We start from the raw sequence: 22,720 nt of genomic DNA, 5'->3' as shown, positions 1-22,720 counted from the left end.
CGGGTCCGGCCACTTCATCGCCGGCGCCGCGCGGTGCCGCTGACCTGCCTGGACACCGCGCTGGCGGGCTACGCTAACTCCGGTGCCGGGTGGACGGGCGGGGATTCAACATGGTCGGCGCCGCTTCCCGACGGGCGGGAGCTGTTCGCTTTCTCGGACACGTTCCTCGGCCCCGTCACCGCGCGGGGCCGCCCGCCCGACGCGGCCTTCGTGCACAACTCGTTCGTCGTGCGTGACGCCGCGGGACGCTTCTCCACCATCGTCGGCGGGACCGCCGCCCGACCCGCGGCGCTGATCGCGCCGACCGATCCCACCCACTGGTTCTGGCTGGGAGCCGCGACGTATCTCGATGGGGCGCTGCAGGTTCCGGTCACCGAGTGGCGGCCGAGCGGGCCCGGTCCGTTCGGCTTCGCCTTCGTGGGATCGGCGTTGGCCCGGTTCGGCATTCGCGATCTGCGGGTTCCGGTGGTGACGCCGTTGCCGCGATCGCGGGGAATCCAGTGGGGTCAGTGGGTGCAGCCGGCCGGCGCCTGGACCTACGTGTACGGTGCCGAGACCGACGGCGAGCACAGGTATCTGCACGTGGCCCGCGTCGCGGGAGGCGATCTGCGCCGGCCTTTCTCCTATTGGACCGGCCGGGGCTGGTCGACGGCGGAGTCGGATTCCTCGCGGGTCACCGACGGCGTCGGCGGTGAGTTCTCGGTGCACAGGCTGCGCCCCGGCGCGTACCTGCTCACCACGATGCAGGGCGGCAAGGGATTCAGCGACCGGATCGTCGGCCGGTTCGGCCCCGCCCCGACGGGGCCGTTCGGGCCCTCGACCACGCTGTATGTGACACCCGAGAGCGGCCGCTCGGGTACCTACCACGACGCCGACGTCTACACCTACAACGCCCACGCTCACCCCGAGTACTCGACGCCCACCGCTGTCGTGGTGTCCTACAACGTCAACAGTGTCGACACCTCGCCCGGGGGCGACCTGTACCGCCGGGTGGGCATCTACCGCCCGCGGTTCGTCGTGGTTTCGTTGGGCCGGGACGGAGCCGGGCACACGTCTGCGGGCGCGGCGCGCCGTCCGTGCCCCTAGCGAGAACCGCCGCGCGACAAGGTAATCCGCTAGAGCGCGGTTGCCGCCCCGCCGGCCGCGGCGGTGAGGGTGGCGACCAGGGTGTCTTCGTCGGTGTCGATGTCGCCGTGCAGCCAGGCGACGATGAGGTCGGTGGTGCCGGCGACCAGCGCGCGCGTCGCCAACCTCCGGTCGACGGACGGCTTCGGGCGTCCGGTGAACGCGATGGCGTCGGCTACCATGCGGTCGGTGAAGTCACGCACCGCACGCCGTTGATGTTCCCGCAGCCGCGGAAAGCCCGGGCACTCCATGTACAGCCGCGCGTCGGCGCGGTCGGACGCCAGCGCGCGCACCACGGCGCGCAGTGTGCCCTCGACGCGATCCGCGAGCGGGGCGGTGGTCAGGACCTCGTCCATCCGGGCCACCAACCGGCGGAACAGATCCTCGGCGCAGGCGTCGAGCAGGTCGTCCTTGGAGGCGAATTCGGTATAGAAGTACCGCTTGCTCAAATTCGCGTGCTGGCAGACCAGATCGACGGTCAGGGGGGCCACGCCGCACTCGGCGACGAGCATCCGGGCGGCCTCGACCAGGCGTTCGCGGCGTTCCTGCGCCCGCTGTTCGGGGGTGAGTCCGCCGTAGTTACGGCCCGCGCCAGTCATGATGACATCTTGACGCACGCGCGCGAGAGGCCATAATTCAGGAACGAATCCGTTCTAGATCCCGTCAGACGGCGGACCCTACCCGAGGAGCACCTATGAGCACCCGCATCATGGACGACGCGGCGCGGCTGCTGACCGACCCCGAGGCCTACACCGACGAGAAGCGGCTGCACGAGGCGCTGGCCCACCTGCGCGCCCACGCCCCGGTGTCCTGGGTCGACGTCGAGGGTTACAAACCGTTCTGGGCGGTCACCAAGCACGCCGACATCATGGACATCGAGCGGCAGAACGACCTGTTCACCAACGACCCGCGCCCGCTGCTGATGAACACCGAACTCGACGAGAAGCTGCGCGCGGACCGGGAGGCCGGCATCGGCCTGCGCACGCTGATCCACATGGACGACCCGCATCACCGGGACATCCGCAAGGTCGGGGCGGACTGGTTCCGCCCGAAGGCCATGCGGGCATTGAAGGCCCGCTGCGACGAGCTGGCCAAGATCTATGTCGACCGGATGCTGGAGAAGGGTCCGGAGCTCGAGTTCGCGCAGGAGATCGCGGTCAACTACCCGCTGTACGTGATCCTGTCGCTGCTGGGCCTGCCGGAATCGGACTTCCCCCGCATGCTCAAACTCACCCAGGAGATGTTCGGTGGCGAGGATACCGAGTTCCAGCGCGGTGCCAATCCCGAGGACATGCTGGCGGTGCTGCTCGACTTCTTCAACTACTTCGCGGCGCTGACCGCGTCGCGTCGCGAGCAGCCTACCGAGGATCTGGCCTCGGCGATCGCCAACGCCAAGATCCACGGGGAACCGTTGTCCGACATGGACACCGCGTCGTACTACGTGATCGTGGCCAGCGCCGGTCACGACACCACCAGCGCCGGCATCGCCGGCGGACTGCTGGCTCTGCTGGAGCATCCCGGAGAGCTGGCGCGGGTGCAGAACGACATGAGCCTGATGGGCACCGCGGTCGAGGAGATGATCCGCTGGGTAGTGCCGGTCAAGGAGTTCATGCGCACCGCCCAGGCCGACGCCGAGGTGCGCGGCATACCGATCGCCAAGGGCGAATCCGTGCTGCTGTCCTATGTTTCGGCCAACCGCGACGAGGACGTGTTTGCCGACCCGTTCCGGTTCGACGTCGGCCGGGATCCCAACAAGCACCTGTCGTTCGGCTACGGCGTGCACTTCTGCCTGGGGGCGGCGCTGGCCCGTATGGAGATGAACAGCTTCTTCTCCGAACTGCTTCCGCGGCTCAAGAGCATCGAGCTGGCCGGCGCGCCCGAGCTCGTCGCCGCGACCTTCGTCGGCGGTGTCAAGCGCCTGCCGATCCGCTACTCACTGAGGTGAGCTCGCCCGGCGGCCCGTCGCCCAGCGCCGCAGCCCTCGGGCGCCGACAGGCAGGCGGCGCCGTCGGCAAGCGTCGTCGCGCCGTCGTCGTCGACCGACCGCACCTCGTTGCGGACGATGGTGACTCGCTCCGCCAGGGCCGACAGCGCGCCGTGGCTGCGCAGGCATCCGCCGATCGGGTCGAACAGGCATGTCTCCCAAGGGGTCCGGAGGAACGGGATGCGAGCCGTGATCTCACGCCGGTCCAGCTAGAAGAAGAACCCGGCGTAGGGGGCGTCGGGCACCTCGAACAGCCGGTCGGCCGCGGCGACCGCCTCGGGGTCGTCAGCGCGGGCCAGCCCCGCCACGGCCAGGCTGCGCCACGTCGCACCGCCGAGCAGGACGGCGGCCAACCCCTCGATCCCCACGTGCAACCGGGCCCGCCGGTCAGTGCGCTCGGCGCCCGCGGCGCTGACAGCGAAGTGGGCCGAATTGTGCGGTAGGAAAAGGTCGTTGACGGCGACGGTGATCTCACCGTCGCAGGAGTATCGGCGCGCCGAGAGCGCCTTGCCGGAGTCGACCACGCGCAACCACGTTTCGTCATGCACCGCGGTTACCCGCATCGCGCGCCGGTCAACAAGCAACCACGGCAGCGGATCGTCGATCGGCAGCGACCAGAACACCACGCGGTCGATCAGGTCGAGTCCCAGCAGGAAGCGCAACAGTCCCAGGTAGGCGTCCTCGGTGGGGGCGAAGAAGTCCTCGACCACGATCGTGCGCTGGTCGCTGACGAACCACCGTTCGGTGTCGACGGGGCGGTAGCGGACGAACCCCATTTCCTGCCCCGGCTCGCCGTGGACCGCCACATACCAAGGGGCCGAGGAGGATTCGGTGCGCAACCGCACGCTTCGCCACCACACGGCCGGGCGGTCGACGGTCCCGGGGCGGGACGGCCGGTTCGCGGCGCAGATCCGCGGCAGGGCGTCCCAGGCCCCGGCGCCGTCGAGCAGCCGCACCGGACCGCCGCGCCCGACGTCGGGGCGCAACGCGGCCCGCGCGGTCGCCACCTCCACGCTCTGCGACGAGCTCGCCACGCCGTAGCCGAACCGTTCGTAGATCGTGGCCTCGGACGCGCGCAACGTGGCCACGACCTCGCCCCGTGCGGCGACGTCGCGCAGCTGATGACCGACCAGGTCGGTGGCGATGCCCTTGCGGGTGAACGACGGCAGCACCCCGATGTGCGTCACGGCGGCATGGCCCACGACCGCACCGCCGGGCAGCGTCAGGCGGCTCGTCGCGGCGTCGGCGGTGCCGACCAGTTCCCCGTTGACGAACGCCCCGATGGTGCGGCCGGGCTCCAGCAGTTCGGTGATCCGGCCGGGCGGCAGGTCGGGCAGCGGCGGCAGGCCCACCATCGAGGCCCGGAACACGTTGGCCGCGGCGATCAGGTCGGCTTCGTCGTCGAGTACACGGATGTCGGTGGTCACCCGGCCATCATGTCTGGTGCCCGGCGCCGCCACCATGGCTAGCGGATGGACAGCCCCGTCAGCGCCCGCGAGATGACCAGGCGCTGGATCTCGCTGGTGCCCTCGAAGATGGTGAAGATCTTCGCGTCGCGATGCATCCGCTCCACGGGGTAGTCGCGGGTGTAGCCGTTGCCGCCCAGGATCTGGATCGCCTCGTCGGTCACGTAGACCGCCGTCTCGCTGGCCACCAGCTTGGCCATCGAGCCCTCCGCGGCGTCGAAGTCCAGGTTGTTGCGGGCCATCCAGCCGGCCCGCCACACCAGCAGCCGGGCCGCGTCGATCCGGCTCTTCATGTCGGCCAGCTTGAACGCCACCGCTTGGAACTCACCGATCTTGCGGCCGAATTGCTCGCGCTGGCAGGCATAGTCGAGGGCGTATTCGTAGGCGGCCCGGGCCACGCCGACGGCCATCGCGCCGACGGTGGGACGGGTGCGCTCGAATGTCTTCATCGCCGCCTGCCCGCGCGCGGAGGAGCCGGATTTGACCCGCGCGATCCGAGCCTCGAATTTCTCCCGGCCGCCCAGGATCGCGTCCTCGGGCAGGCGGACGTCATCGAGCACCACCTCGGCGGTGTGCGAGGCGCGGATCCCGTGCTTCTTGAATTTCTGGCCCTGCGCAAGGCCTTTGGTGTCCGGCCCGATGACGAAGGTCGCCTGGCCGCGGGTGCCGAGTTCGGGGTAGACCGACGCCACGACGATGTGGACGTTGGCGATGCCGCCGTTGGTCGCCCAGGTCTTGGTGCCGTTGAGGATCCACTCGCGCGAGGCCTCGTCGTAGCGGGCGCGGGTGCGGATGCCGCCGACGTCGGAACCCGCGTCGGGCTCCGAGGAGCAGAACGCGCCGAGCTTGGGCTCGTCGGGCGTGCCGAACATCTCGGGCAGCCAGCGGCCGAGCTGTTCGGGGGTGCCGTTGCCCGCCAGCGCCGCCGCGGCCAGCCCGGTGCCCAGAATGGACAGCGCGATGCCGGCGTCGCCCCAGAACATCTCCTCGAACACGGTCAGCATGCCCAGCCCGCTGGGCTCGGCGGCCTGCTGGGCGAACAGGTCCGAGGAGTAGAGACCGACCTTGGCGGCCTCCTGGATCACCGGCCACGGCGTCTCCTCGCGTTCGTCCCATTCGGCCGCGGCGGGGCGGATCACGTCGGCCGCGAACTGGTGCACCCAGTCGCGCACCATGATCACGTCGTCGCTCAGTTGCAGTGAAAACGTCACGGTTCTACTCCTGAATCTCACGGTTTCGGTATTGGGTGAGGACGCTGACCGTCTGGCCGACCCACGCCTCGAAGTAACGCTGTTCGCCGACGTTGCCGGGCAGGCGACCGGTCAGCGCTTGCAGCGTCGCGGCGTAGGACAACGACCCGATCGCCACGGCCGCGGCCGCCTCGGGATCGGGGATGCGGGTGCGGCCGGACCGGTTGGAGGCGGCCAGTTCGTCGGCGAACCGCTGATAGGCGTTGTCGGTGATGACCTGCCAGGTCTTCTCGTCGAGGTCGCCGAGTTCGTCCGGTTCGCGCAGCATGACCTTGAGCAGGTCCTCGCTCTGGCGCAGGTTGTCCCAGATCAGCTGGCCGGCGGTGCGCACCGCGGCCTCCACGCTGCCCGGCTCCCCGGCGTCGTACTGCTCGCGCGCGGCGACGATCCGCTCGATGCGGTGCGCGACCGCGGCCTCGAGCAGCTCGCGCTTGGAGCCGAAGTGCTTGTAGAGGGCCCCCGACCCCGGCGCCAGGCCGGATGCCCGCTGGATGTCGGCCACCGACGTCGCCGCGTATCCCTTGGCGGCGAAGAGTTTCAGCGCCTCGGCCAGCAGTCGGTCGCGTCCGGAGATGGCCATGGTGAGAGAGTACTCACTCACCAGGCGGCGCCGCAAACGTGCGCCGTGAGACGCCCGTCACCGGGGGCCCGCTTGTCGGGGGCCGGCCGGCGCGGCCGTGCACCATAATCGACCCATGATTTCCGCCCAGCCGCAGCCCGACCCCCGGCCTGTCGTCTGATGGAGCACGGGTCTCGCATGCTCCGGCTGGTGCGGCTGCCGATGCGGGTGCTGTCGTTGCGCACCATCGTCATCATCGCCCAGCTCGGGGTGATCGGCTTCGCCGTCGCCCTGGCCGCATGGGTGTGGATCGGCGTCACCAACGACCAGTACAGCCAGCTCGACCGGCGGCTGGATTCGGTCAGCAGCCTCGGCGACATCAACACGCTGCTCAACAGCGGCCAGCTCACCAGCCCGGACCGGCCGATACCGGACGGCAACCTGGTCCGCACCGCGCGCATCGGCGGTGTGACCGTCTCGGTGCCCAGCGACATCGTGCTGCCCAAGCTGCCCAACGGTTATGCGAACACCACCATCAACGGCGTGCAGTACCGGGTCCGCACCTTCACCGCGGGCCCGGCCTCGATCGCGCTCGCGGCCCCACTGGCCGAGGCGCAGCACCGCATCAACGAACTACACCTGCGCGTGATGCTGATCTGCGCCAGCGTGATCGGCGGCACTGTACTCGTCGGCTGGGTTATCTCGCTGATCATGGTCAACCCGTTCCTGTTGCTCGCCCAGCAGGCGCGGGCCATCAACGCCCAGTCCAGTCCGGACGAGGTCCAGGTCCGCGGCGTGCGCGAGGCCGTGGAGATCGCCGAGGCCGTCGAGGGAATGCTGGCGCGCATCGGTAACGAGCAGCAGCGCACCAAGGCGGCGCTGGAATCGGCGCGCGACTTCGCCGCCGTCGCTTCGCACGAGCTGCGGACCCCGTTGACCGCCATGCGCACCAACCTGGAGGTGCTGTCCACGCTGGAGTTGGCGCCCGAGCAGCGCCACGAGGTGATCAGCGACGTCATCCGCACCCAGAGCCGCATCGAGTCGACGCTGACGGCACTCGAACGGCTCGCGCAGGGGCAGCTCACCACCTCCGACGATTTCGTGCCGTTCGACATCACCGAACTGCTGGATCGCGCCGCCCACGACGCGCTGCGCGTCTACCCCGATGTCGACGTGTCGCTGTTGCCCTCGCCGACCGTGCTGATGGTAGGCCTGCCCACCGGCCTGCGCCTGGTGATCGACAACGCCATCGCCAACGCCGTCAAGCACGGCGGCGCCACCGAGATCCAGCTCAACGTCACCAGTTCCGTTGAGGGCGTGCAGATCACGATCGACGACAACGGCACCGGGGTTCCCGAACACGAACGCGCCACCGTCTTCGAGCGCTTCTCCCGCGGCTCCACGGCCTCGCGTTCGGGTTCCGGGCTGGGGCTCGCGCTGGTGGCGCAGCAGGCCGAATTGCACGGCGGGGAGGCCTCCTTGCACGCCAGCCCGCTGGGTGGGACGCGACTGCTGTTGAAACTGGCCGGCGACGGCCGCGGCCCGGCGTGACGCACGTAGCGGTCGGATTGCCTGGGCGTCAACGTGCCGGACCTGCCGGCCGCCAGGGGCTACTACGACGCGCTCCTGCCCCTCGTCGGGTTGGACCCGTTTCTCGTCGCTGACAACGAATTCGTCTACCGGCCGGTCGGCGACCAGCCCGGGGGAGTACGCGTCGCAGCGAAAGGGATTGCAGCATTTGGCCTTTATGGTGCGGCGCCAGCAGCGGTGCGCGCCGTCCACGACCATGTCATCGCGAACGGCGGCACCGGCATCGAACCACCCGGGCGTTACTACGCGATATTCTGGTAGGACCCGTTCGGGCTCAAGCTCGAACCGGTCTGCCACCACGACCGAGCCTGAGAAGCCCCGACGCGCGTCCGCGCCGAAGATTTGCATTCGATATGCACTCGGCTCGCCGGGTTGACCGGGCCCGCCCGCCCACCTACCTTCGAGCCTAGAAGCCAGGCTGGGCGGCGGCGCTTTGATGTGTAATAGCTTTGGGCTTCAACCGATTACGCGGACATGACCGGCTGCGACGTCCGGCGGGCACCGCAGCACTTGCCAGGACACCACGAGGGGGGATCGATGCAGCGCACCGAAACGCTCGACGACGCGGGCGTCGAGCCGGGGCCGTCGGCGCGTACCGAACGGCTACGTGCGGTGGTGCGCCACGACCTTCCGGCCTCGCTGGTCGTCTTCCTGGTGGCGCTGCCATTGTCGCTGGGGATCGCGATCGCCTCGGATGCGCCGGTGCTCGCCGGCCTGACCGCCGCGATCGTCGGGGGGATCCTGGCAGGATTTCTCGGTGGCTCGCCGTTACAGGTCAGCGGCCCCGCCGCGGGCCTGACCGTCGTCGTGGCCGACCTCGTCTCTCAATTCGGCTGGGGGATAACCTGTTTGATCACCGCGGCCGCCGGCGCTCTGCAGGTGCTGCTGGGGCTGAGCCGCGTCGCGCGGGCCGCGCTGGCGATCTCGCCCGTCGTGGTCCACGCCATGCTGGCGGGCATCGGCATCACCATCGCACTGCAGCAGATGCATGTGCTGCTCGGCGGCAAGTCCAAGAGCACGGCCTGGCAGAACGTCGTCGGTCTGCCCGGGCAGATAATCGACGCGCACCGGCCCGGCGTGATCCTCGGGGTCCTGGTGATTGCCCTCTTGATCGGCTGGCACTGGATGCCAGCGGGCCTGCGCCGCGTCCCGGGCCCGCTGGTCGCCATCGTCGCGGTGACGGTCCTGTCGGTCGTCTTCCCGTTCCAGGTGCCCCGGATCCGCCTGGAGGGATCGGTGCTGGACGCGATCCGGCTGCCCGAGCTGCCCGACGGCAACTGGGGAGCCGTCGCGATGGGCGTGCTCACCGTCACGCTCATCACCAGCGTCCAGAGCCTGCTGACCGCGGTGTCGATCGACCGGATGCACAACGGGCCCCGCACCGATTTCGACCGCGAGCTGATCGGCCTGGGCGTGGCCAACGTCGCGGCCGGTGCGATCGGCGCGCTGCCGGTCAGCGGTGTCATCGTCCGCAGCGCGGCCAACGTCAACGCCGGCGCGAAGACCCGCGCCTCGGCGATCATGCACGGTTTCTGGATCCTGCTGTTCACCGTTCCGTTCGCGGGGCTGGTCGAAGAGATTCCCACGGCCGCGCTGGCCGGGCTGCTCATCGTCGTCGGCGCCCAGTTGCTCAAGCCCGCCCACATCGAGACGGCACTGCGCAACGGGGACCTGGCGGTGTACATGGTGACCACCGTCGGCGTGGTCTTCCTCAATCTGCTGCACGGCGTCATGATCGGACTCGCGCTGGCCATCGTCCTGACCGGATGGCGGGTGATTCGGGCCCGGATCGAGGCCGTCCCGGTGGGCGACGAATGGCACATCGTCCTCGAGGGCGCGTGCACGTTCCTGGCGCTGCCGCGGCTGACCCGCGTGCTCGCCTCCGTGCCGCAACGGACCACGGTCACCGTAAGCGTGCTCACCGACTACCTCGATCATGCTGCGCAGCAGGCGATCAGCGACTGGCAGCATCAGCATCGCAGCACCGGCGGAACGGTGCACATCGATGGCGACACCGAGGCGGGCACGCCGGCGGCCGCGCGGTCGGAGGCCAACCGGCGCAGGGCCCGGCTGACGTTGGTCGCCCGCCAACTCCGCGAGCAGACGTAAAAGCCCCGACACGCCGGTGAATGGGGAGCTTTTGCGTCTGCTCGCGGGGTGCAGCTAGAGCGGTGCGCCCTGCTGGGCCAGGTTCAGCAGCAGGTAGGCGACGCAGAGCAGGAAGTGTAGGACCACGAGAATCAGTCCGGCGAGCAGCAACGAGCGGGAGCCGCGCCGCTTCAGCCGCTTGATCCTGGCGGCGCGCGTCGCCCGGTTCATCTCCAGCGCGATGAGCGCGAAATGGACGTCCGTCACCTCGTCGGCCGCCACGGGCAACCCGGCCGCGATCGCCCGAAGACGTCCCGGCGCGGTGCGCACGCCGACGCTCGCGAATTGCTGACACAGCCGCCGCGCCCGGACCCGGCTCAGTGCCTGATACCGCATCTGCAGTTGATGCGAGAGATGCTGGCGTTCATCGCCCCAGTGGTCGGACGGGGTCGTCACAGGCGGAAGTCTAATGTGTCACAGACCACTTTTCCGAGTGCCTGCGGCGATTACGTCGATGAAGTTTCGTCCGCCGTGTCGCCACGCATGCGTTCGGGCTCGGGCAGGTCGAGGTAGCGCTCGCGGTTGCGGTGCATGTTGATCGCGCGCCGCTCCTCACCGGAGAGAACCAGATGGGTCAAGCCCGGCTGATGCATGCCTCCGCTGTACGCCGGGGAGAACCCGAATGTCCTGCGTCAGAACCACACCCGGCTCAGCCGTCTCAGCCGTCACGCGAACATCCGCCGGTTTGGTGCGCGGCGCGCCCGGTGCCATCCGCGTCATCGGGAACATCACCAGCTCGCCCTTGTCGGGAGCGGGAGCGGGAGCGGGAGCGGGGTCGGCGTCGCGCGGCCGCGAGCACATGACGGTCAAGTGGTCCGCGTTGGTCGGCAACGTCGTGTTCGGGACCACGTTGTACTGGTGCAGCCGGGTGATCCGGTCGGTATCGGCCCAGCCCAGGTCCACCCCGCGCCCGGCGGCGAATGCCCAGGTTCGCGCCGCGATCACCTCCGCCACCGTCTGCCCGGCCTCGCGGTCCGGCAACGGCGTGCCCTCGGCCACGCCCATCAGCGCACCCTGGGTGTGGACGTAGGCGTCCCAGACCTCCTCGTCGCTCAAGGCGCCGTCGAAATGCGGGCTCTGCACGCCGTAGGGCTGGTCGGACGTGCCGGTGTGTCCCCAGATGCGTTGCGGCGCATGGATGTCGTCCACGCAGCGCAGTGACTCCGGGTGCAGCGTGGCGATGCGGTAGGTCTCGAGCCGTCGGCGACGGTCTTCCAGTTGGCGTCCACCTCGACGGTCAGCGTGGCGTAGCAGCGGAAGTCGCCCAGCCCGCACCAGGCGATATCGTCGGGGACCGCCTCCAGGTAGTCGGCCAGCGGCCCACGCACAGCGAGTTGCCGCGATGGCGGCAGGCGTTCTGGAAAGCGCGCAACCCGCCTCCAGATTCCGGGTCCCCGCGGACGATCAGCACTGAGTACGGCCCGCAGCGGTACTCGAAGTAGTCGCCCGGCTCGGCGAGGTGGTCGAGCGTGCAGGCGAGCTGCCACACCTTGGGCCACATGCGTTCGACCACGAGCGCGACGACCGCGGTGAGTAATAGCGCGAGGCCGGCACCAGCGTCGGGCACGGTGGCGGGGTGCCGATCGCATCATCGTCGCGGCTCACCGCCACCCCTCAGCGCGCCCCGCGTACCAGGCGGCCGGGACGGGCCCCGGTGTCGACGTCGTTGCGGCGGGTCACCGTGCCGCTGACGATGGTCGCGGCGTAGCCGCTGGCGCCCTGCAGGATCCGGTGCCCGCCGGCGGGCAGGTCGAACGCCATCGCCGCGGGGTGCAGGGTCAGCGCAGCCATGTCGATCACGTTGATGTCGGCCTTCTTGCCCGGCTCGATCGTGCCGCGGTCGGTGAGGCCGAACAGGTGCGCCGTGTCGCGGGACTGCTTGCGGATCACGTACTCCAGCGACAACTTCTCGCCGCGGCGGCGGTCCCGCGCCCAGTGCGTGAGCAGGAACGTGGGGTAGGAGGCGTCGCAGATCATCCCGCAGTGGGCGCCGCCGTCGGACAGCCCCAGCACCCCGGCGGGGTGCAGCAGCATCTCCCGGATGGCGTCGCAGTTGCCGTCGGCGTAGTTGAACAGCGGCAGCATCAGCATCGAGGTCGCCTCCGCCTCGAGCATGAGGTCATACAGCGTCGACAGGGGGTCCTCGCCGCGCGCCGCGGCGATGGCGGCGACGGTGCGGTCTGGGGTGGGCTCGTAGTCGGGCGGGTTGCCCAGCGCGTAGAGCCGGTGCAGCGAGTGCTGCACCAGCGCGAACATCCCGTCGAACAACTGGGTGGGGTCGACGGGCAGGTCGTCCTCGGACAGGATGGCCGCCTTCACGACGGGGTCGGCGAGGCGCTGCGCGAGTTCCGCGCGGCTGCACTCGGCCTTCAGCCGGCGGTAGGTGGGCCGGTGGCTGAAGCCGTGATGGCCCTGGAAGCCGATCATCATGCCGAACGGGCGCGCCGCGATCTGCGGGTAGAGCCGGGCGCCGGCCGCGTGGGCGTCCGCGGAGAGGTCCAGCATCTCGCGCCATAGCTTCGGGTCCGCGTCCACCTGGATCAGGGCGAACGACACCGGCCGGTCGATCTCGCCGCTCAGCCGGCGCATCCAGTCCAGCTCCTTCTTCGGGCCGATGATGTCCTCGCCCGCCGCCCCCTGCGGCGCCAGTTCGAACACCGCCTGCCCGCCGGCGGCCATGGCGCGGCCCAGGCCGAACAGCTCCTCCTCGGCGGCGAACGTGCCGGGCACGGGTTCGCCGTCCATCGCCCGGTGGCCCAGGGTGCGCGACGTCGAAAACCCAAGGGCGCCGGCCTCGATCGCCTCGGTGACCAGCCGCCCCATCGCTGCGATGTCATCCGGGGTGGCCGGCTCGTTGCGGGCGCCCCGCTCGCCCATCGCGTAGGCGCGGACGGCGCCGTGGGCGACCTGGGAACCCACGTCGATCGCGAAGCGCTGCTCACCGATGGCGTCGAGGTACTCCGGATAGCTCTCCCAGCCCCAGGTGATGCCCTCGGTCAGCGCGGTGCCGGGGATGTCCTCGACGCCCTCCATCAACTCGATCAGCCATTGCTCACGGCCCGGTCGGACCGGGGCGAAACCCACGCCGCAGTTGCCGGTGACCACGGTGGTGACGCCGTGACCGCTGGAGGGCTCCAGCGAGCTGTCCCAGCTCACCTGGCCGTCGTAGTGGGTGTGGATGTCGACGAAGCCCGGGGCCACCACGCGGCCCGTCGCGTCGATGGTCTCGGCCGCCTCGGCGGTTTGCAACCCGCCCGGCGCAGCGTCGTCGGCCCCGCGGCGCACGACGTCGACGATCTTGCCGTCCTTGATCCCGATGTCCGCGCGGTAGCGCTGCGCGCCCGTGCCGTCGACGACGGTGCCACCGATGATTTTCAGGTCGAACATGTGGGCTTCTCCTTGTCGTCGTGCGGCATTACGCGACGCGACGTAGCGTAACTGCAGACGATATTCCCGGAGCTGGGCCGAGTCAATGGATTGCGGGCCGCCGCGGGGCCCGGACCGGCCGCCTCGTGCCGACAAGCCAAGGGGCACAACGAGATCGCCGGGCACGGCGGAGGTTACAGCGACGCCCGCAGCGCGGCGACGGTCTCCAGGTCCTCCAGCGCCGCCACACCGCGGCGCAGGCCTTCCATCGCGATGTCGTCGGCCTGCATCCCGCCCATTCCGGCGGTGATCAGCGGGGCGACGTAGGCGTACAGGGCACCCTGGCGGTACCGCAGCCACAGCTCGTCGCGGTCGAGGCCGGGGCCGCCCGCTGCGGCCAGGCCGCGCCGGTAGTCGTCGAGCAGCTCGCGCTGAGCCGCGCGCCGGTCTTCCGGTGTCAGGCTGGTGATCAGCGTGTAGGCGAGTTCGCGGCCGGGGTGTCCGCGCCGCACCGCCTGCCAGTCCAGCAGCCCCGCCTTGCCGCCGTGAAAGTACATGTTGCCCGGGTGTGCGTCGCCGTGCATGACCGTGTGCGGCGGGGTGTCGATCAGCGCCGCCACGGCGCGGTAGTTGTCGGCGATGAACCGGCCCCGCTCGACGGGGATGTCGGTACGCCCGGCGAGGCGCTGCATCGAGGCGTGCATCAGTGACCCGGTCAACAGCGAGGTCACGTCGCCCGACGGGGTGTAGAGCCACCCCAGCGGGCCGCGCCCGTCGCGGGGCAGGCGGTTGTAGAAGGTGGCGTGCAGGTCGGCCAGCAGGTCGACGATCAGGGCGGCCTGGTCGGTGGAGATCGGGTGCAGCGTGTCGGGAAACTCGTACGACTCGGCGGGCAGGTCCTCCAAAACCAGCAGATACCGGCCCGTCCAGCCGTCGAAGGCGGCGCCGTAGCAGTAGGGCGCGCCGTTGACCTGCGGTGCGAGTTCGCGGTAGAAGCGCACCTCGGTGTGCCCCAGGCGGCCCAGTTCCCCCATCAGCCGGGTGGCGGCCGACTTTGCGCCGATCTTGACGAACACCGATTCGGGAACGTCCGTGCCGGTCAGCACCAGCCGGGCCCGCGACGACGTCCCCGCGTTGCTGCTCAGGATGCGCACCGACCTCACGGTGGCCCCCATGACCCTGGAGAGCACCGTGGCGTCGATGTCGTCGACCGTGCGGGGAAGGCTCGCCCAGCCGCTCACGATCGCGTCGGTGCCCACCCGGCTTAGCCCGCGAGCCAGGTGGGCGCCTAGCTCGACGACGGCGACCGCTTGTGCCACAGCAGTTGTCATGCGAGTCCATTCTGGTCGTCGAACAGCGTGGCGCGGCCACCGCCGCCCGGCTCCTGGGACAAAAATAGCTCAGCGTCTGGACATCAGACAATATGAAGTTATTGTCTGATTGGTGGGACCAGGGCGCGCACCACGAACTGCTCGACGAACCGGCGCTTGTCGGCCACGGGGCGATGCCGCCACGCCGGCGCCAGCAAGAACAGCGTCGTCGTGTGCAACCACTGGACGACCGCGCGGGGATCGAGGTCGTCATAGAGACGACCCGCCGCCTTCCACCGCTCCAGCAACGGTCCGTAATGGCGCAGCAGCAACTCCACGAGGGGTTCGGAGCCCTTCTCCAGGGCAGTGGACACCGCGGTGCTCTCGGCGGCGAACAGAGCCTCGTTCAGCGGATTGCCCGCCACCGACTCGACGCGGGACAGGACCATCTCGGGCAGCGACCGGACCGGATCCTCCATCTCGGGCAGCGAGCGGACCAGCTCGCCGAGCGCACCGTCGACGCGCATCAGCAGCATGCCCAGCAGGACGTCGTCGCGGCCGGGAAAGTAGCGGTAAACCGTCGAGCGCGAGACCCCCGCCTCGTCGGCCACCTCGCCCATCCGGAACTGGGTGTTGCCCCGGCGGACGATGCAGCGCCCCGCGGCGTCCAGGATGCGCCGGCGGGCCTCCTCGTCGTCGAGGATCGCGCGGTCGTCGCCCCACCACCGGCTCGGTTCCATGGCGCCGATGTTACGGGATGCGTTGCGCCACGCAAGATCCCAAATGCCGCTACGTGAAAGGCCAATGGTGGGAACGGCCGCGGCAGGTGAGTCGTGCTCGCACCGGCATGCCCCCGGCCCGGCGGGCGGGACTTGCGTTGGGCCACTGCAGAACCGGCGTCTCGACGGGGCGCCCGGCTTCTCCGGGATCGACGGCGGCATCACCTGCAGCGGCGCGCGCCGCGCCGGGCCCGCCGAAACCGCCGAGCCCGTCGAGGGCGGACCGCGCCGAACGCATCCGGCAGGTGCCGACGCCCGTACCATGACCGGGCTGTTCCCGGCGTCCACCGACCCGAATATGATCGGGTGAGGCTCAAGCTGCGCCGCGATCACAGGGGACCACGAGGGAGTGGAGAGTTCCATGCCGAACGAGAAGCAAGCGGACCGGATGACCTCGGGCAAGGGGTTCATCGCGGCGCTCGACCAAAGCGGTGGATCGACCCCGAAGGCACTGCGCCAGTACGGCATCTCCGACGACGCGTACTCCTCCGAGAAGGAGATGTTCGACCTCATCCACGAGATGCGGTCGCGGATCATCACCTCCCCCGCCTTCACCGGGGACCGGGTCCTGGCGGCGATCCTGTTCGAACAGACCATGGACCGCGACATCGAGGGCAGGCCGTCGACCACCTACCTGTGGGAGACCAAGGGCGTGGTGCCCATCCTCAAGATCGACAAGGGCCTGGCCGAGGCGTCCGACGGCGTCCAGCTGATGAAGCCGATGCCGGGTCTGGACGACTTGCTGGAGCGCGCCGTCAGCAAGGGCGTCTTCGGCACCAAGGAGCGCTCGGTGATCGGCGCCGCCAACCGCCACGGCATCGCCGCGGTGGTCGCCCAGCAGTTCGAGGTGGGCCACCAGGTGCTCGGCCACGGGCTGGTGCCGATCCTGGAACCCGAGGTCACGATCTCCATCCCGGACAAGGCGGAGGCCGAGGCGATCCTGCGCGACGAGATCACCAAGCAGCTCGACACCGTGCCCGACGGGCAGCGGGTGATGATCAAGCTCAGCCTGCCCAGCGAGGTCAACTACTACCGGCCCCTGATCGAACATCCGAAGGTGATGCGGGTGGTGGCCCTGTCCGGCGGCTACTCCCGCGAGGAGGCCAACGAGCTGCTCGCCAAGAACGCGGGGCTGATCGCCAGCTTCAGCCGCGCGCTGACCGAGGGGCTGTCTGCCGACCAGACCGACGAGCAGTTCAACGCCACGCTGGACAAGGCGATCCAGTCGATCTACGACGCCTCGGTCGCCGGCTGAGCCCGCGGGCTCAGTAGCGGTGGTCGGCAATCGGCGGCCGGCCCTGGCGGGCATCGCGCTCGTCGGAGACCAATGCGGGCACCATCTCGCTGGTCACCAGCCCGTCTTCGCGGGTCAGCTCGTCGACCACCTCGAAGGATTCGGCGATGTTGGCCGGGGTGTCGATGATGGTGGTGACGACGGGGACGCGGCGGCCCAGGGCTAGCACCTTGTCGCCGTGCGGCGGATGGTTGCCGTGAAAGCCCCAGATGCCGCGCAGCACCGTCGCGCCGTCGGGCGTCTTGCGCCGCCAGAGCCGCTGGACCAGCGCCCGGTGAATCGGCACGCCGCCGCGGCGCGCCGACTCGGAGGTGTACACCGACAGCTTCTGCCACAGCGGCAGGCCGTGCCCGTCGGCCTTCGGCAGGGCGTGCGGCGGTTCCAGCAACGCCCCGTCCCGCTTGCACACGCGCACCCGCTCGAGCGTGATCATCGGGTGCTCGAGCAGGCCGCCGAGCTCGGGCAGCACGCGGCCGATCAGCTCGCCGGACCCCACGGCCACGACCATCAGGGGCACGTCGGCGTTGAGGGCGAAGAACCGCGCCCGCTGCCGCTGCCCGTGCGCGACGCCGTCGACACCCAGGAACACCGAGGCTCCGGCGATGTGGCGCCGGTGCATCAGATCGCAGATCGCGATGTAGGCCGGAACCCCGTAGACGCGTTCCTTGCGGCCCAGGTGGATCGTCAGCTTGACCGCCTCGGGAAACGCGTCGCCGAGTTCCAGCGGCTCGATCTCCCCGCGCAGCAACCGCGCCCGTTCGAGGGTGACCAGCCCGCGTTGCTTGACCGCGAGCACGTCGTCGAGGAGCCCTTCGATCGTGGGCCTGCTGTCCACCGCCGTGATCAGCACGGGCGGGTCCTCCGAGAGCGTCAGGGACTGGTCGGAGCGGTAGTGGCGGCCCGTCCCGAAGCCGCCGACCCCGCGCAACAGCACGCTGCTGGCGACGCCGCGCCGTTGGTAGAGGCCCAGCAGCACATCCGAGACGAATCCGTCGTCGGTGCGGCGGCGTTCGGCCAGATACGTGCTCAGCTTCAGGCACTCTTCATCCACGGCGAGTCCTGAACCGTTGCCGCGCTGGAGGTTTCACCGCCAACGCCCGCCGGGGCGGCGGCACCGTCCGCGCCGGGGAAGCTCCGTCACTGTGCTCGACCACTGTGCCGCGAGCTTACCCGCCCGGCGAACCCGGTGCCGGTTCGAGCCCGAGTGCCCCGACGATGAGGCGGGCCGTCAGTTCGGCCCGGGACAGCGAATACGCCTGGGCGTCAGAAAGTATCGGGTACACCACGCCCCCGACGATGGCGTCGGCGGCGGACTCGGCGGTCGCCTCGTCGGCGCCGTGCGCCAGCAGCCGTGCCCGGACACTTTCGTGCAGTGGTGAGCTGAAGCCGGCCCGCAACTTGACGGCGGTGTCCTCGTGTTCGATGCCCGCGACGGTCAGGATGCGCAGCATCGCCGACCCGCGGGACGTGGTCAGGGCCGCGGCGAGCTTGTGCACCCACCCGACGAGGTCGGCGGCCAGGTCGGCGGTGTGGTCGACCGACGCGAGAATCCTGTCGGCGTCTTCGAGGACGACGTCGGCGACAAGTGCAGGACGGCTGGGCCACCAGCGATAGATCGTCTGCTTTCCCACTCCGGCCCGGGCCGCGACCGCCTCGATGGTCAGGCCGTCGAACCCGCGCTCCATCAACAGCTCCCGCGTGGCGGTGACGATGGCGGTGCGCGACTTCTCGCTGCGGCGGCGCGGCGGGTCGGCCCGGCTGAGATCGGCTCGCATCCGGTGATCCTCCCGCTTTACAGATCATGGCCCACCCCGTAGTCTGCCACAAGACGAGACGGTTCGTCTTGTAAGGAGGGATGGCAGTCCGTGCGGCTCACGCAGAACACGTTGTCATGACGCTCGGACTGACCCCGGAACAGCAGGAGCTCTCCGACGCCGTCGGGCGGTTCGCCGGGCGGCACGCCCCCATCGCCGAGACACGCGCCGGCTTCGGCGCACTGGCGGCCGGTGAGCTGCCGGCATGGTGGGACGCCCTGGTGACGAACGGCTTTCACGCGGTGCATCTGCCGGAGCGGCTCGGCGGGCAGGGCGGTCGGCTGATCGACGCGGCGTGCGTGCTGGAATCGGCGGGCAAGACGCTGCTGCCCGGGCCGTTGCTGGCGACGGTGACGACGGGCGCCGTTGCGCTGCTGGCCGATCCGGCGCCGGCCGCCGACTCCCTGCTGCGCGATCTCGTGGCCGGCCGGCCCGCGGCGGTCGTCCTTCCCGGCGACGGCGATCTGCGCGCCCGCGCCGACGGCAGCGGCTGGCTCGTCACGGGAACGTCGGCGGTCACCGCCGGCGTCTGCGCGGCCCGGACGATCCTGGCGGGCGCCCGCACCCCGGACGACGACGTCGTCTGGGCGCTCATCGAGCCCGAAACACCTACGGCCGCTATTGAACCCGTCTCGGGGACCGACCTGGTCGGCGACGTCGGGGTGCTGCGGCTGACCGATTACGCCGCTTCCGCGGTGCTGACCGGCATCGACGCGGGCCGGGCGCGCTGTGTCGCGGTGAGCCTGGTGGCGAGCATGACGGCCGGTATCACCCAGTGGTGCGTCGAGGCGGTCACCGCGCACCTGCGGACCCGGGAGCAGTTCGGCAAGGTGATCGGGACTTTCCAGGCGCTGCAGCACAACGCGGCGATGCTTTTGGTCAACAGCGAACTGGCGACTGCGGCGGCCTGGGATGCGATGCGGGCGGTCGACGAACCCCTCGAGCAGCACCGGATCGCCGCCGCCGGGGCCGCGGTGATGGCGATCTCGCCGGCGCCCGATCTGGTGCTCGACACGCTCACGATGTTCGGCGCGATCGGTTTCACCTGGGAACACGACCTGCACCTGTACTGGCGGCGGGCGATCAGCCTGGCCGCGTCGATCGGCCCGGCCAACCGCTGGGCCAGGCGGCTGGGGGAGCTGACCTGCACGCGGCAACGCGACATGTCCGTCGACCTGGGTGCCGCGGAAGCGGAGTTCCGGTCGTGGGTGGCCGAGACCCTCGATGCCGCAATGCAGTTGCGCAACGACACGCCGGCACCGCACGGCGACTACCCGGACCAGGCCTCCGGGCCCCAGCGCACCTTGCTGGCCGATGCCGGCCTGATTGCGCCGCACTGGCCGGCGCCGTGGGGCGTCGATGCGGGCCCCCTCAAGCAGCTCATCATCGACGAAGAGTTCGCCAGGCGACCCGGGCTGGTCCGGACGTCGCTCAACATCGCCGAGTGGATCCTGCCCTCGGTGCTGGCCGCCGGACCGAAAAATCTGCAAGAAAAGCTGATTCCGCCGACCCTACGCGGTGAGATTCATTGGTGCCAGCTGTTCAGTGAGCCGGGTGCCGGCTCCGATCTCGCGTCGCTGGCCACCCGGGCAGCCAAGGTCGACGGCGGATGGCGGATCAACGGCCATAAAATCTGGACGTCGTTGGCGCAGTACGCCGACCTTGGCGCCCTGCTGGCGCGTACCGACCCCGAAGCCGGCAAGCACCGTGGTATCGGTTACTTCATCCTGGACATGCGGTCGCCCGGTATCGAAATCCAGCCGATCAAAACGGCCACCGGGCAGGCGCACTTCAACGAAGTGTTCCTCGACGACGTCTTCGTCCCGGACGAAATGTTGCTCGGCGGGCCCACCGACGGCTGGAACCTCGCGATCTCCACCATGGCCGAAGAGCGCACGGCCATCAGCGGTTACGTCAAGTTCGACCGGGCGGCCGCGCTGCGCCGGCTCGCCGCCGAGCCGGGACCCGACCGCGACGACGCGCTGCGCGCCCTCGGCGAGCTCGACGCCTACACCAACGCGATCAAGGCCCTCGGTGTCCGCGAGACCATCCGCCTGCTCGGCGGCGAGGCCTCCGGCCCGGCGTCGAGCATCGCCAAGGTGGCGATGAACGTGTTGCTGCGCAGGACGTTCGGGGCCACGCTGCAGCTGACCGGCCGCGCGGCGATGGTCGCCGACTCCGACCCCGACATCGTGGAGCGCTACCTGCATCTGCCCGCCGAGTTGATCGGCGGCGGCACCCGGGAGATCCAACTGAACATCATCGCGCAGATGATCCTCGGACTACCCCGAAAGTAGGCGACGCCATGGGATTACGCGGCGAAGCGGCGATCGTCGGATACGTCGAGCTTCCCCCCGAGCGGCTCAACAAGGCATCACCCGCGCCGTTCGTGCTCGAGCAGTGGGCCGAACTGGCCGCGGCGGCGCTCGACGACGCGGGCCTGCCGGCCACGACCGTGAACGGCATCGCGACGTCACACCTGGCCGAGTCGCAGATCTTCGTGCCGTCAACCGTCGCCGAATACCTCGGCGTCGGTGCGCGATTCGCCGAACTGGTCGACCTGGGCGGGGCCAGCGCCGCAGCCATGGTCTGGCGGGCCGCCGCCGCGATCGAGCTCGGCATCTGCGACGCGGTGCTGTGTGCGCTGCCGGCCCGCTACATCACGCCGTCGTCGGAGAAGAAGCCCAGGCCGGTGGTGGACGCGATGTTCTTCGGTTCGTCGAGCAACCAATACGGCTCGCCGCAGGCCGAATTCGAGATCCCGTACGGAAACCTGGGGCAGAACGGACCCTACGGCCAGGTGGCGACGCGGTACGCGGCGGTCTACGGCTACGACGAGCGGGCGATGGCCAAGATCGTCGTCGACCAGCGGGTGAACGCCAACCACACCGACGGCGCGATCTGGAAGGACAAGCCGCTCACCGTCGCCGACGTGCTGGCCAGTCCGGTGATCGCCGACCCGCTGCACATGCTGGAGATCGTCATGCCGTGCGTGGGGGGCGCCGCCGTGGTGGTCGCCAACGCCGACCTGGCCGGACGGGCCCGAAACCGCCCGGTGTGGATCAAGGGGTTCGGGGAGCACGTGCCGTTCAAGACCCCCACCTATGCCGAGGACCTGCTGCACACCCCGATCGCCGCGGCGGCCGACACCGCCTTCGCCATGGCCGGTCTCGCGCGCGAGGAGATGGACATGGTCTCGATCTACGACTGCTACACGATCACCGTGCTGCTGTCGCTGGAGGACGCGGGGTTCTGCCCGAAGGGCACCGGCATGCGGTTCGTCGCCGAGCACGACCTGACGTTTCGCGGCGACTTCCCGCTCAACACCGCCGGCGGGCAACTGGGTTTCGGCCAGGCGGGCCTGGCCGGGGGGATGCACCACGTCTGCGACGCCACCCGCCAGATCATGGGCCGCGCGGGGGCGGCGCAGGTCGCCGACTGCAACCGCGCCTTCGTGTCGGGCAACGGCGGAATCCTTTCGGAGCAGACCACGCTCGTCCTGCAGGGAGACTGATCGAACGTGACCACCTTCGAACGGCCGATGCCGGTCAAAACGCCTACCACTGCGCCGTTTTGGGACGCGCTGGCCCAGCACCGCATCGTCATCCAGTATTCGCCGTCGTCGGGCAGCTACGTGTTCTATCCCCGGGTGCGCGCCCCGCGCACCCTGGCCGGCGACCTGGAGTGGTGCGAGATCTCGGGCCTGGGAACGCTGTACACCTACACGGTGGCCCGCAGGCCCGTCGGCCCGCACTTCGCCGACGCCGTGCCGCAACTGCTCGCCATCGTCGAATGGGATGAGGGACCGAGGCTTTCCACCGAGATGGTCAACGTCGATCCCGACGGCCTGCGGGTCGGGATGCGGGTGCGTCCGGTCTTCTTCGACTATCCCGAGCACGACGTCACGATGCTGCGCTACGAGCCCGCCGACTGGCCGGGTACCTGCGCGCCCAGGCCACCGACGTCGACGTGGTCACCCACGTCGGGCACCGGGCCGGCCGGCGGGACCGCGACGCCTGGACGCGCATGACCCAA

General features: G+C 69.9%; 18 protein-coding genes and 2 pseudogenes. 9 read left to right on the top strand and 11 right to left on the bottom strand.

Features of this window, described 5'->3' with window-relative positions; genetic code table 11:
- The first annotated feature begins 33 nt into the window (after positions 1-33).
- Complete coding sequence (locus tag AB8998_RS28900; RefSeq protein WP_369741300.1) at positions 34-1,086, top strand: hypothetical protein; 1,053 nt, start codon at positions 34-36, stop codon at positions 1,084-1,086.
- Between the two features lie 29 nt (positions 1,087-1,115).
- On the opposite strand, the gene AB8998_RS28895 is transcribed toward AB8998_RS28900, so the two are convergent.
- Positions 1,116-1,724 carry a TetR/AcrR family transcriptional regulator gene (locus AB8998_RS28895; RefSeq protein ID WP_369741299.1) on the bottom strand — a complete coding sequence of 203 codons (609 nt, stop codon included), beginning with the start codon at positions 1,722-1,724 and terminating at the stop codon, positions 1,116-1,118.
- Positions 1,725-1,819: 95 nt separating this feature from the next.
- Here AB8998_RS28895 and AB8998_RS28890 point away from each other — a divergent pair, with 95 nt between their 5' ends.
- On the top strand, positions 1,820-3,070 hold the full coding sequence (locus AB8998_RS28890) for a cytochrome P450 (RefSeq protein ID WP_369741298.1): 1,251 nt from the start codon (positions 1,820-1,822) through the stop codon (positions 3,068-3,070).
- A 248-nt stretch (positions 3,071-3,318) separates the two neighbouring features.
- On the opposite strand, the gene AB8998_RS28885 is transcribed toward AB8998_RS28890, so the two are convergent.
- The 3 genes from AB8998_RS28885 to AB8998_RS28875 are packed head-to-tail and all read right to left on the bottom strand — an operon-like array spanning position 3,319 to position 6,405.
- Positions 3,319-4,536 (bottom strand): GNAT family N-acetyltransferase, encoded by a 1,218-nt coding sequence (locus AB8998_RS28885; protein WP_369741297.1) that lies wholly within the window; start codon positions 4,534-4,536, stop codon positions 3,319-3,321.
- Positions 4,537-4,574: 38 nt separating this feature from the next.
- Positions 4,575-5,786 (bottom strand): acyl-CoA dehydrogenase family protein, encoded by a 1,212-nt coding sequence (locus AB8998_RS28880; protein WP_369741296.1) that lies wholly within the window; start codon positions 5,784-5,786, stop codon positions 4,575-4,577.
- A gap of 4 nt (positions 5,787-5,790) precedes the next feature.
- Positions 5,791-6,405: a TetR/AcrR family transcriptional regulator gene (locus AB8998_RS28875; protein ID WP_369741295.1), complete on the bottom strand. Its 615-nt coding sequence runs from the start codon at positions 6,403-6,405 to the stop codon at positions 5,791-5,793.
- Between the two features lie 201 nt (positions 6,406-6,606).
- On the opposite strand from AB8998_RS28875, the gene AB8998_RS28870 reads away from it, so the two are divergent.
- The 3 genes from AB8998_RS28870 (at position 6,607) to AB8998_RS28860 (ending at position 10,083) form a co-directional block, all read left to right on the top strand.
- Entirely contained in the window at positions 6,607-7,935 is a 1,329-nt protein-coding gene (locus AB8998_RS28870) for a sensor histidine kinase (RefSeq protein WP_369741817.1), read from the top strand.
- Positions 7,936-7,968: 33 nt separating this feature from the next.
- Positions 7,969-8,235 (top strand): VOC family protein, encoded by a 267-nt coding sequence (locus AB8998_RS28865; RefSeq protein ID WP_369741294.1) that lies wholly within the window; start codon positions 7,969-7,971, stop codon positions 8,233-8,235.
- Between the two features lie 276 nt (positions 8,236-8,511).
- The gene (locus tag AB8998_RS28860) at positions 8,512-10,083 is read left to right on the top strand and encodes a SulP family inorganic anion transporter (RefSeq protein ID WP_369741293.1); all 1,572 of its coding nucleotides are present in this window, start codon (positions 8,512-8,514) and stop codon (positions 10,081-10,083) included.
- A gap of 54 nt (positions 10,084-10,137) precedes the next feature.
- Here the strand turns inward: AB8998_RS28860 and AB8998_RS28855 are convergent, their stop codons facing one another.
- The 5 genes and pseudogenes from AB8998_RS28855 to AB8998_RS28835 all read right to left on the bottom strand — a co-directional run bounded on the left by AB8998_RS28855 (position 10,138) and on the right by AB8998_RS28835 (position 15,538).
- The gene (locus tag AB8998_RS28855) at positions 10,138-10,518 is read right to left on the bottom strand and encodes a hypothetical protein (protein ID WP_369741292.1); all 381 of its coding nucleotides are present in this window, start codon (positions 10,516-10,518) and stop codon (positions 10,138-10,140) included.
- Positions 10,519-10,568: 50 nt separating this feature from the next.
- Positions 10,569-11,733 (bottom strand): annotated as a pseudogene (locus tag AB8998_RS28850) (SRPBCC family protein).
- A 3-nt stretch (positions 11,734-11,736) separates the two neighbouring features.
- Positions 11,737-13,509 carry an N-acyl-D-amino-acid deacylase family protein gene (locus AB8998_RS28845; protein WP_369741291.1) on the bottom strand — a complete coding sequence of 591 codons (1,773 nt, stop codon included), beginning with the start codon at positions 13,507-13,509 and terminating at the stop codon, positions 11,737-11,739.
- Between the two features lie 173 nt (positions 13,510-13,682).
- Positions 13,683-14,819, bottom strand: coding sequence for a phosphotransferase (locus AB8998_RS28840; RefSeq protein ID WP_369741290.1), 1,137 nt, complete (start codon positions 14,817-14,819; stop codon positions 13,683-13,685).
- Positions 14,820-14,917: 98 nt separating this feature from the next.
- Positions 14,918-15,538 (bottom strand): TetR/AcrR family transcriptional regulator, encoded by a 621-nt coding sequence (locus tag AB8998_RS28835; RefSeq protein ID WP_369741289.1) that lies wholly within the window; start codon positions 15,536-15,538, stop codon positions 14,918-14,920.
- A gap of 400 nt (positions 15,539-15,938) precedes the next feature.
- On the opposite strand from AB8998_RS28835, the gene AB8998_RS28830 reads away from it, so the two are divergent.
- Positions 15,939-16,832 carry a fructose bisphosphate aldolase gene (locus AB8998_RS28830; protein WP_369741288.1) on the top strand — a complete coding sequence of 298 codons (894 nt, stop codon included), beginning with the start codon at positions 15,939-15,941 and terminating at the stop codon, positions 16,830-16,832.
- Positions 16,833-16,842: 10 nt separating this feature from the next.
- Here AB8998_RS28830 and AB8998_RS28825 read toward each other — a convergent pair whose 3' ends face one another.
- Both AB8998_RS28825 and AB8998_RS28820 read right to left on the bottom strand, forming a co-directional pair.
- On the bottom strand, positions 16,843-17,922 hold the full coding sequence (locus AB8998_RS28825) for a DUF190 domain-containing protein (protein ID WP_369741287.1): 1,080 nt from the start codon (positions 17,920-17,922) through the stop codon (positions 16,843-16,845).
- Positions 17,923-18,037: 115 nt separating this feature from the next.
- Complete coding sequence (locus AB8998_RS28820) at positions 18,038-18,646, bottom strand: TetR/AcrR family transcriptional regulator (RefSeq protein ID WP_369741286.1); 609 nt, start codon at positions 18,644-18,646, stop codon at positions 18,038-18,040.
- A gap of 116 nt (positions 18,647-18,762) precedes the next feature.
- Between AB8998_RS28820 and AB8998_RS28815 the strand changes: the two genes are divergently transcribed.
- The 3 genes and pseudogenes from AB8998_RS28815 to AB8998_RS28805 all read left to right on the top strand — a co-directional run.
- Positions 18,763-20,982, top strand: a complete 2,220-nt coding sequence (locus AB8998_RS28815; protein WP_369741285.1) for an acyl-CoA dehydrogenase family protein — start codon at positions 18,763-18,765, stop codon at positions 20,980-20,982.
- Positions 20,983-20,990: 8 nt separating this feature from the next.
- Entirely contained in the window at positions 20,991-22,199 is a 1,209-nt protein-coding gene (locus tag AB8998_RS28810) for a thiolase family protein (RefSeq protein WP_369741284.1), read from the top strand.
- Between the two features lie 6 nt (positions 22,200-22,205).
- Positions 22,206-22,616, top strand: a pseudogene (locus AB8998_RS28805) (Zn-ribbon domain-containing OB-fold protein); the annotation flags it as partial.
- Positions 22,617-22,720 lie beyond the last annotated feature (104 nt).

This window comes from Mycobacterium sp. HUMS_12744610 (assembly GCF_041206865.1).
Lineage (GTDB): Bacteria > Actinomycetota > Actinomycetes > Mycobacteriales > Mycobacteriaceae > Mycobacterium > Mycobacterium servetii.
This window is presented reverse-complemented; position numbering and strand designations above follow the sequence as displayed.

Excerpts from the sequence above, each read along its gene's own strand:
- AB8998_RS28845 (WP_369741291.1), bottom strand. The coding sequence starts at position 13,509 with ATGTTCGACCTGAAAATCATCGGTGGCACCGTCGTCGACGGCACGGGC.
- AB8998_RS28830 (WP_369741288.1), top strand. The coding sequence starts at position 15,939 with ATGCCGAACGAGAAGCAAGCGGACCGGATGACCTCGGGCAAGGGGTTC.
- AB8998_RS28810 (WP_369741284.1), top strand. The coding sequence starts at position 20,991 with ATGGGATTACGCGGCGAAGCGGCGATCGTCGGATACGTCGAGCTTCCC.
- AB8998_RS28875 (WP_369741295.1), bottom strand. The coding sequence starts at position 6,405 with ATGGCCATCTCCGGACGCGACCGACTGCTGGCCGAGGCGCTGAAACTC.
- AB8998_RS28840 (WP_369741290.1), bottom strand. The coding sequence starts at position 14,819 with ATGACAACTGCTGTGGCACAAGCGGTCGCCGTCGTCGAGCTAGGCGCC.
- AB8998_RS28860 (WP_369741293.1), top strand. The coding sequence starts at position 8,512 with ATGCAGCGCACCGAAACGCTCGACGACGCGGGCGTCGAGCCGGGGCCG.
- AB8998_RS28890 (WP_369741298.1), top strand. The coding sequence starts at position 1,820 with ATGAGCACCCGCATCATGGACGACGCGGCGCGGCTGCTGACCGACCCC.
- AB8998_RS28820 (WP_369741286.1), bottom strand. The coding sequence starts at position 18,646 with ATGCGAGCCGATCTCAGCCGGGCCGACCCGCCGCGCCGCCGCAGCGAG.
- AB8998_RS28835 (WP_369741289.1), bottom strand. The coding sequence starts at position 15,538 with ATGGAACCGAGCCGGTGGTGGGGCGACGACCGCGCGATCCTCGACGAC.
- AB8998_RS28870 (WP_369741817.1), top strand. The coding sequence starts at position 6,607 with ATGCGGGTGCTGTCGTTGCGCACCATCGTCATCATCGCCCAGCTCGGG.
- AB8998_RS28815 (WP_369741285.1), top strand. The coding sequence starts at position 18,763 with ATGACGCTCGGACTGACCCCGGAACAGCAGGAGCTCTCCGACGCCGTC.
- AB8998_RS28895 (WP_369741299.1), bottom strand. The coding sequence starts at position 1,724 with ATGACTGGCGCGGGCCGTAACTACGGCGGACTCACCCCCGAACAGCGG.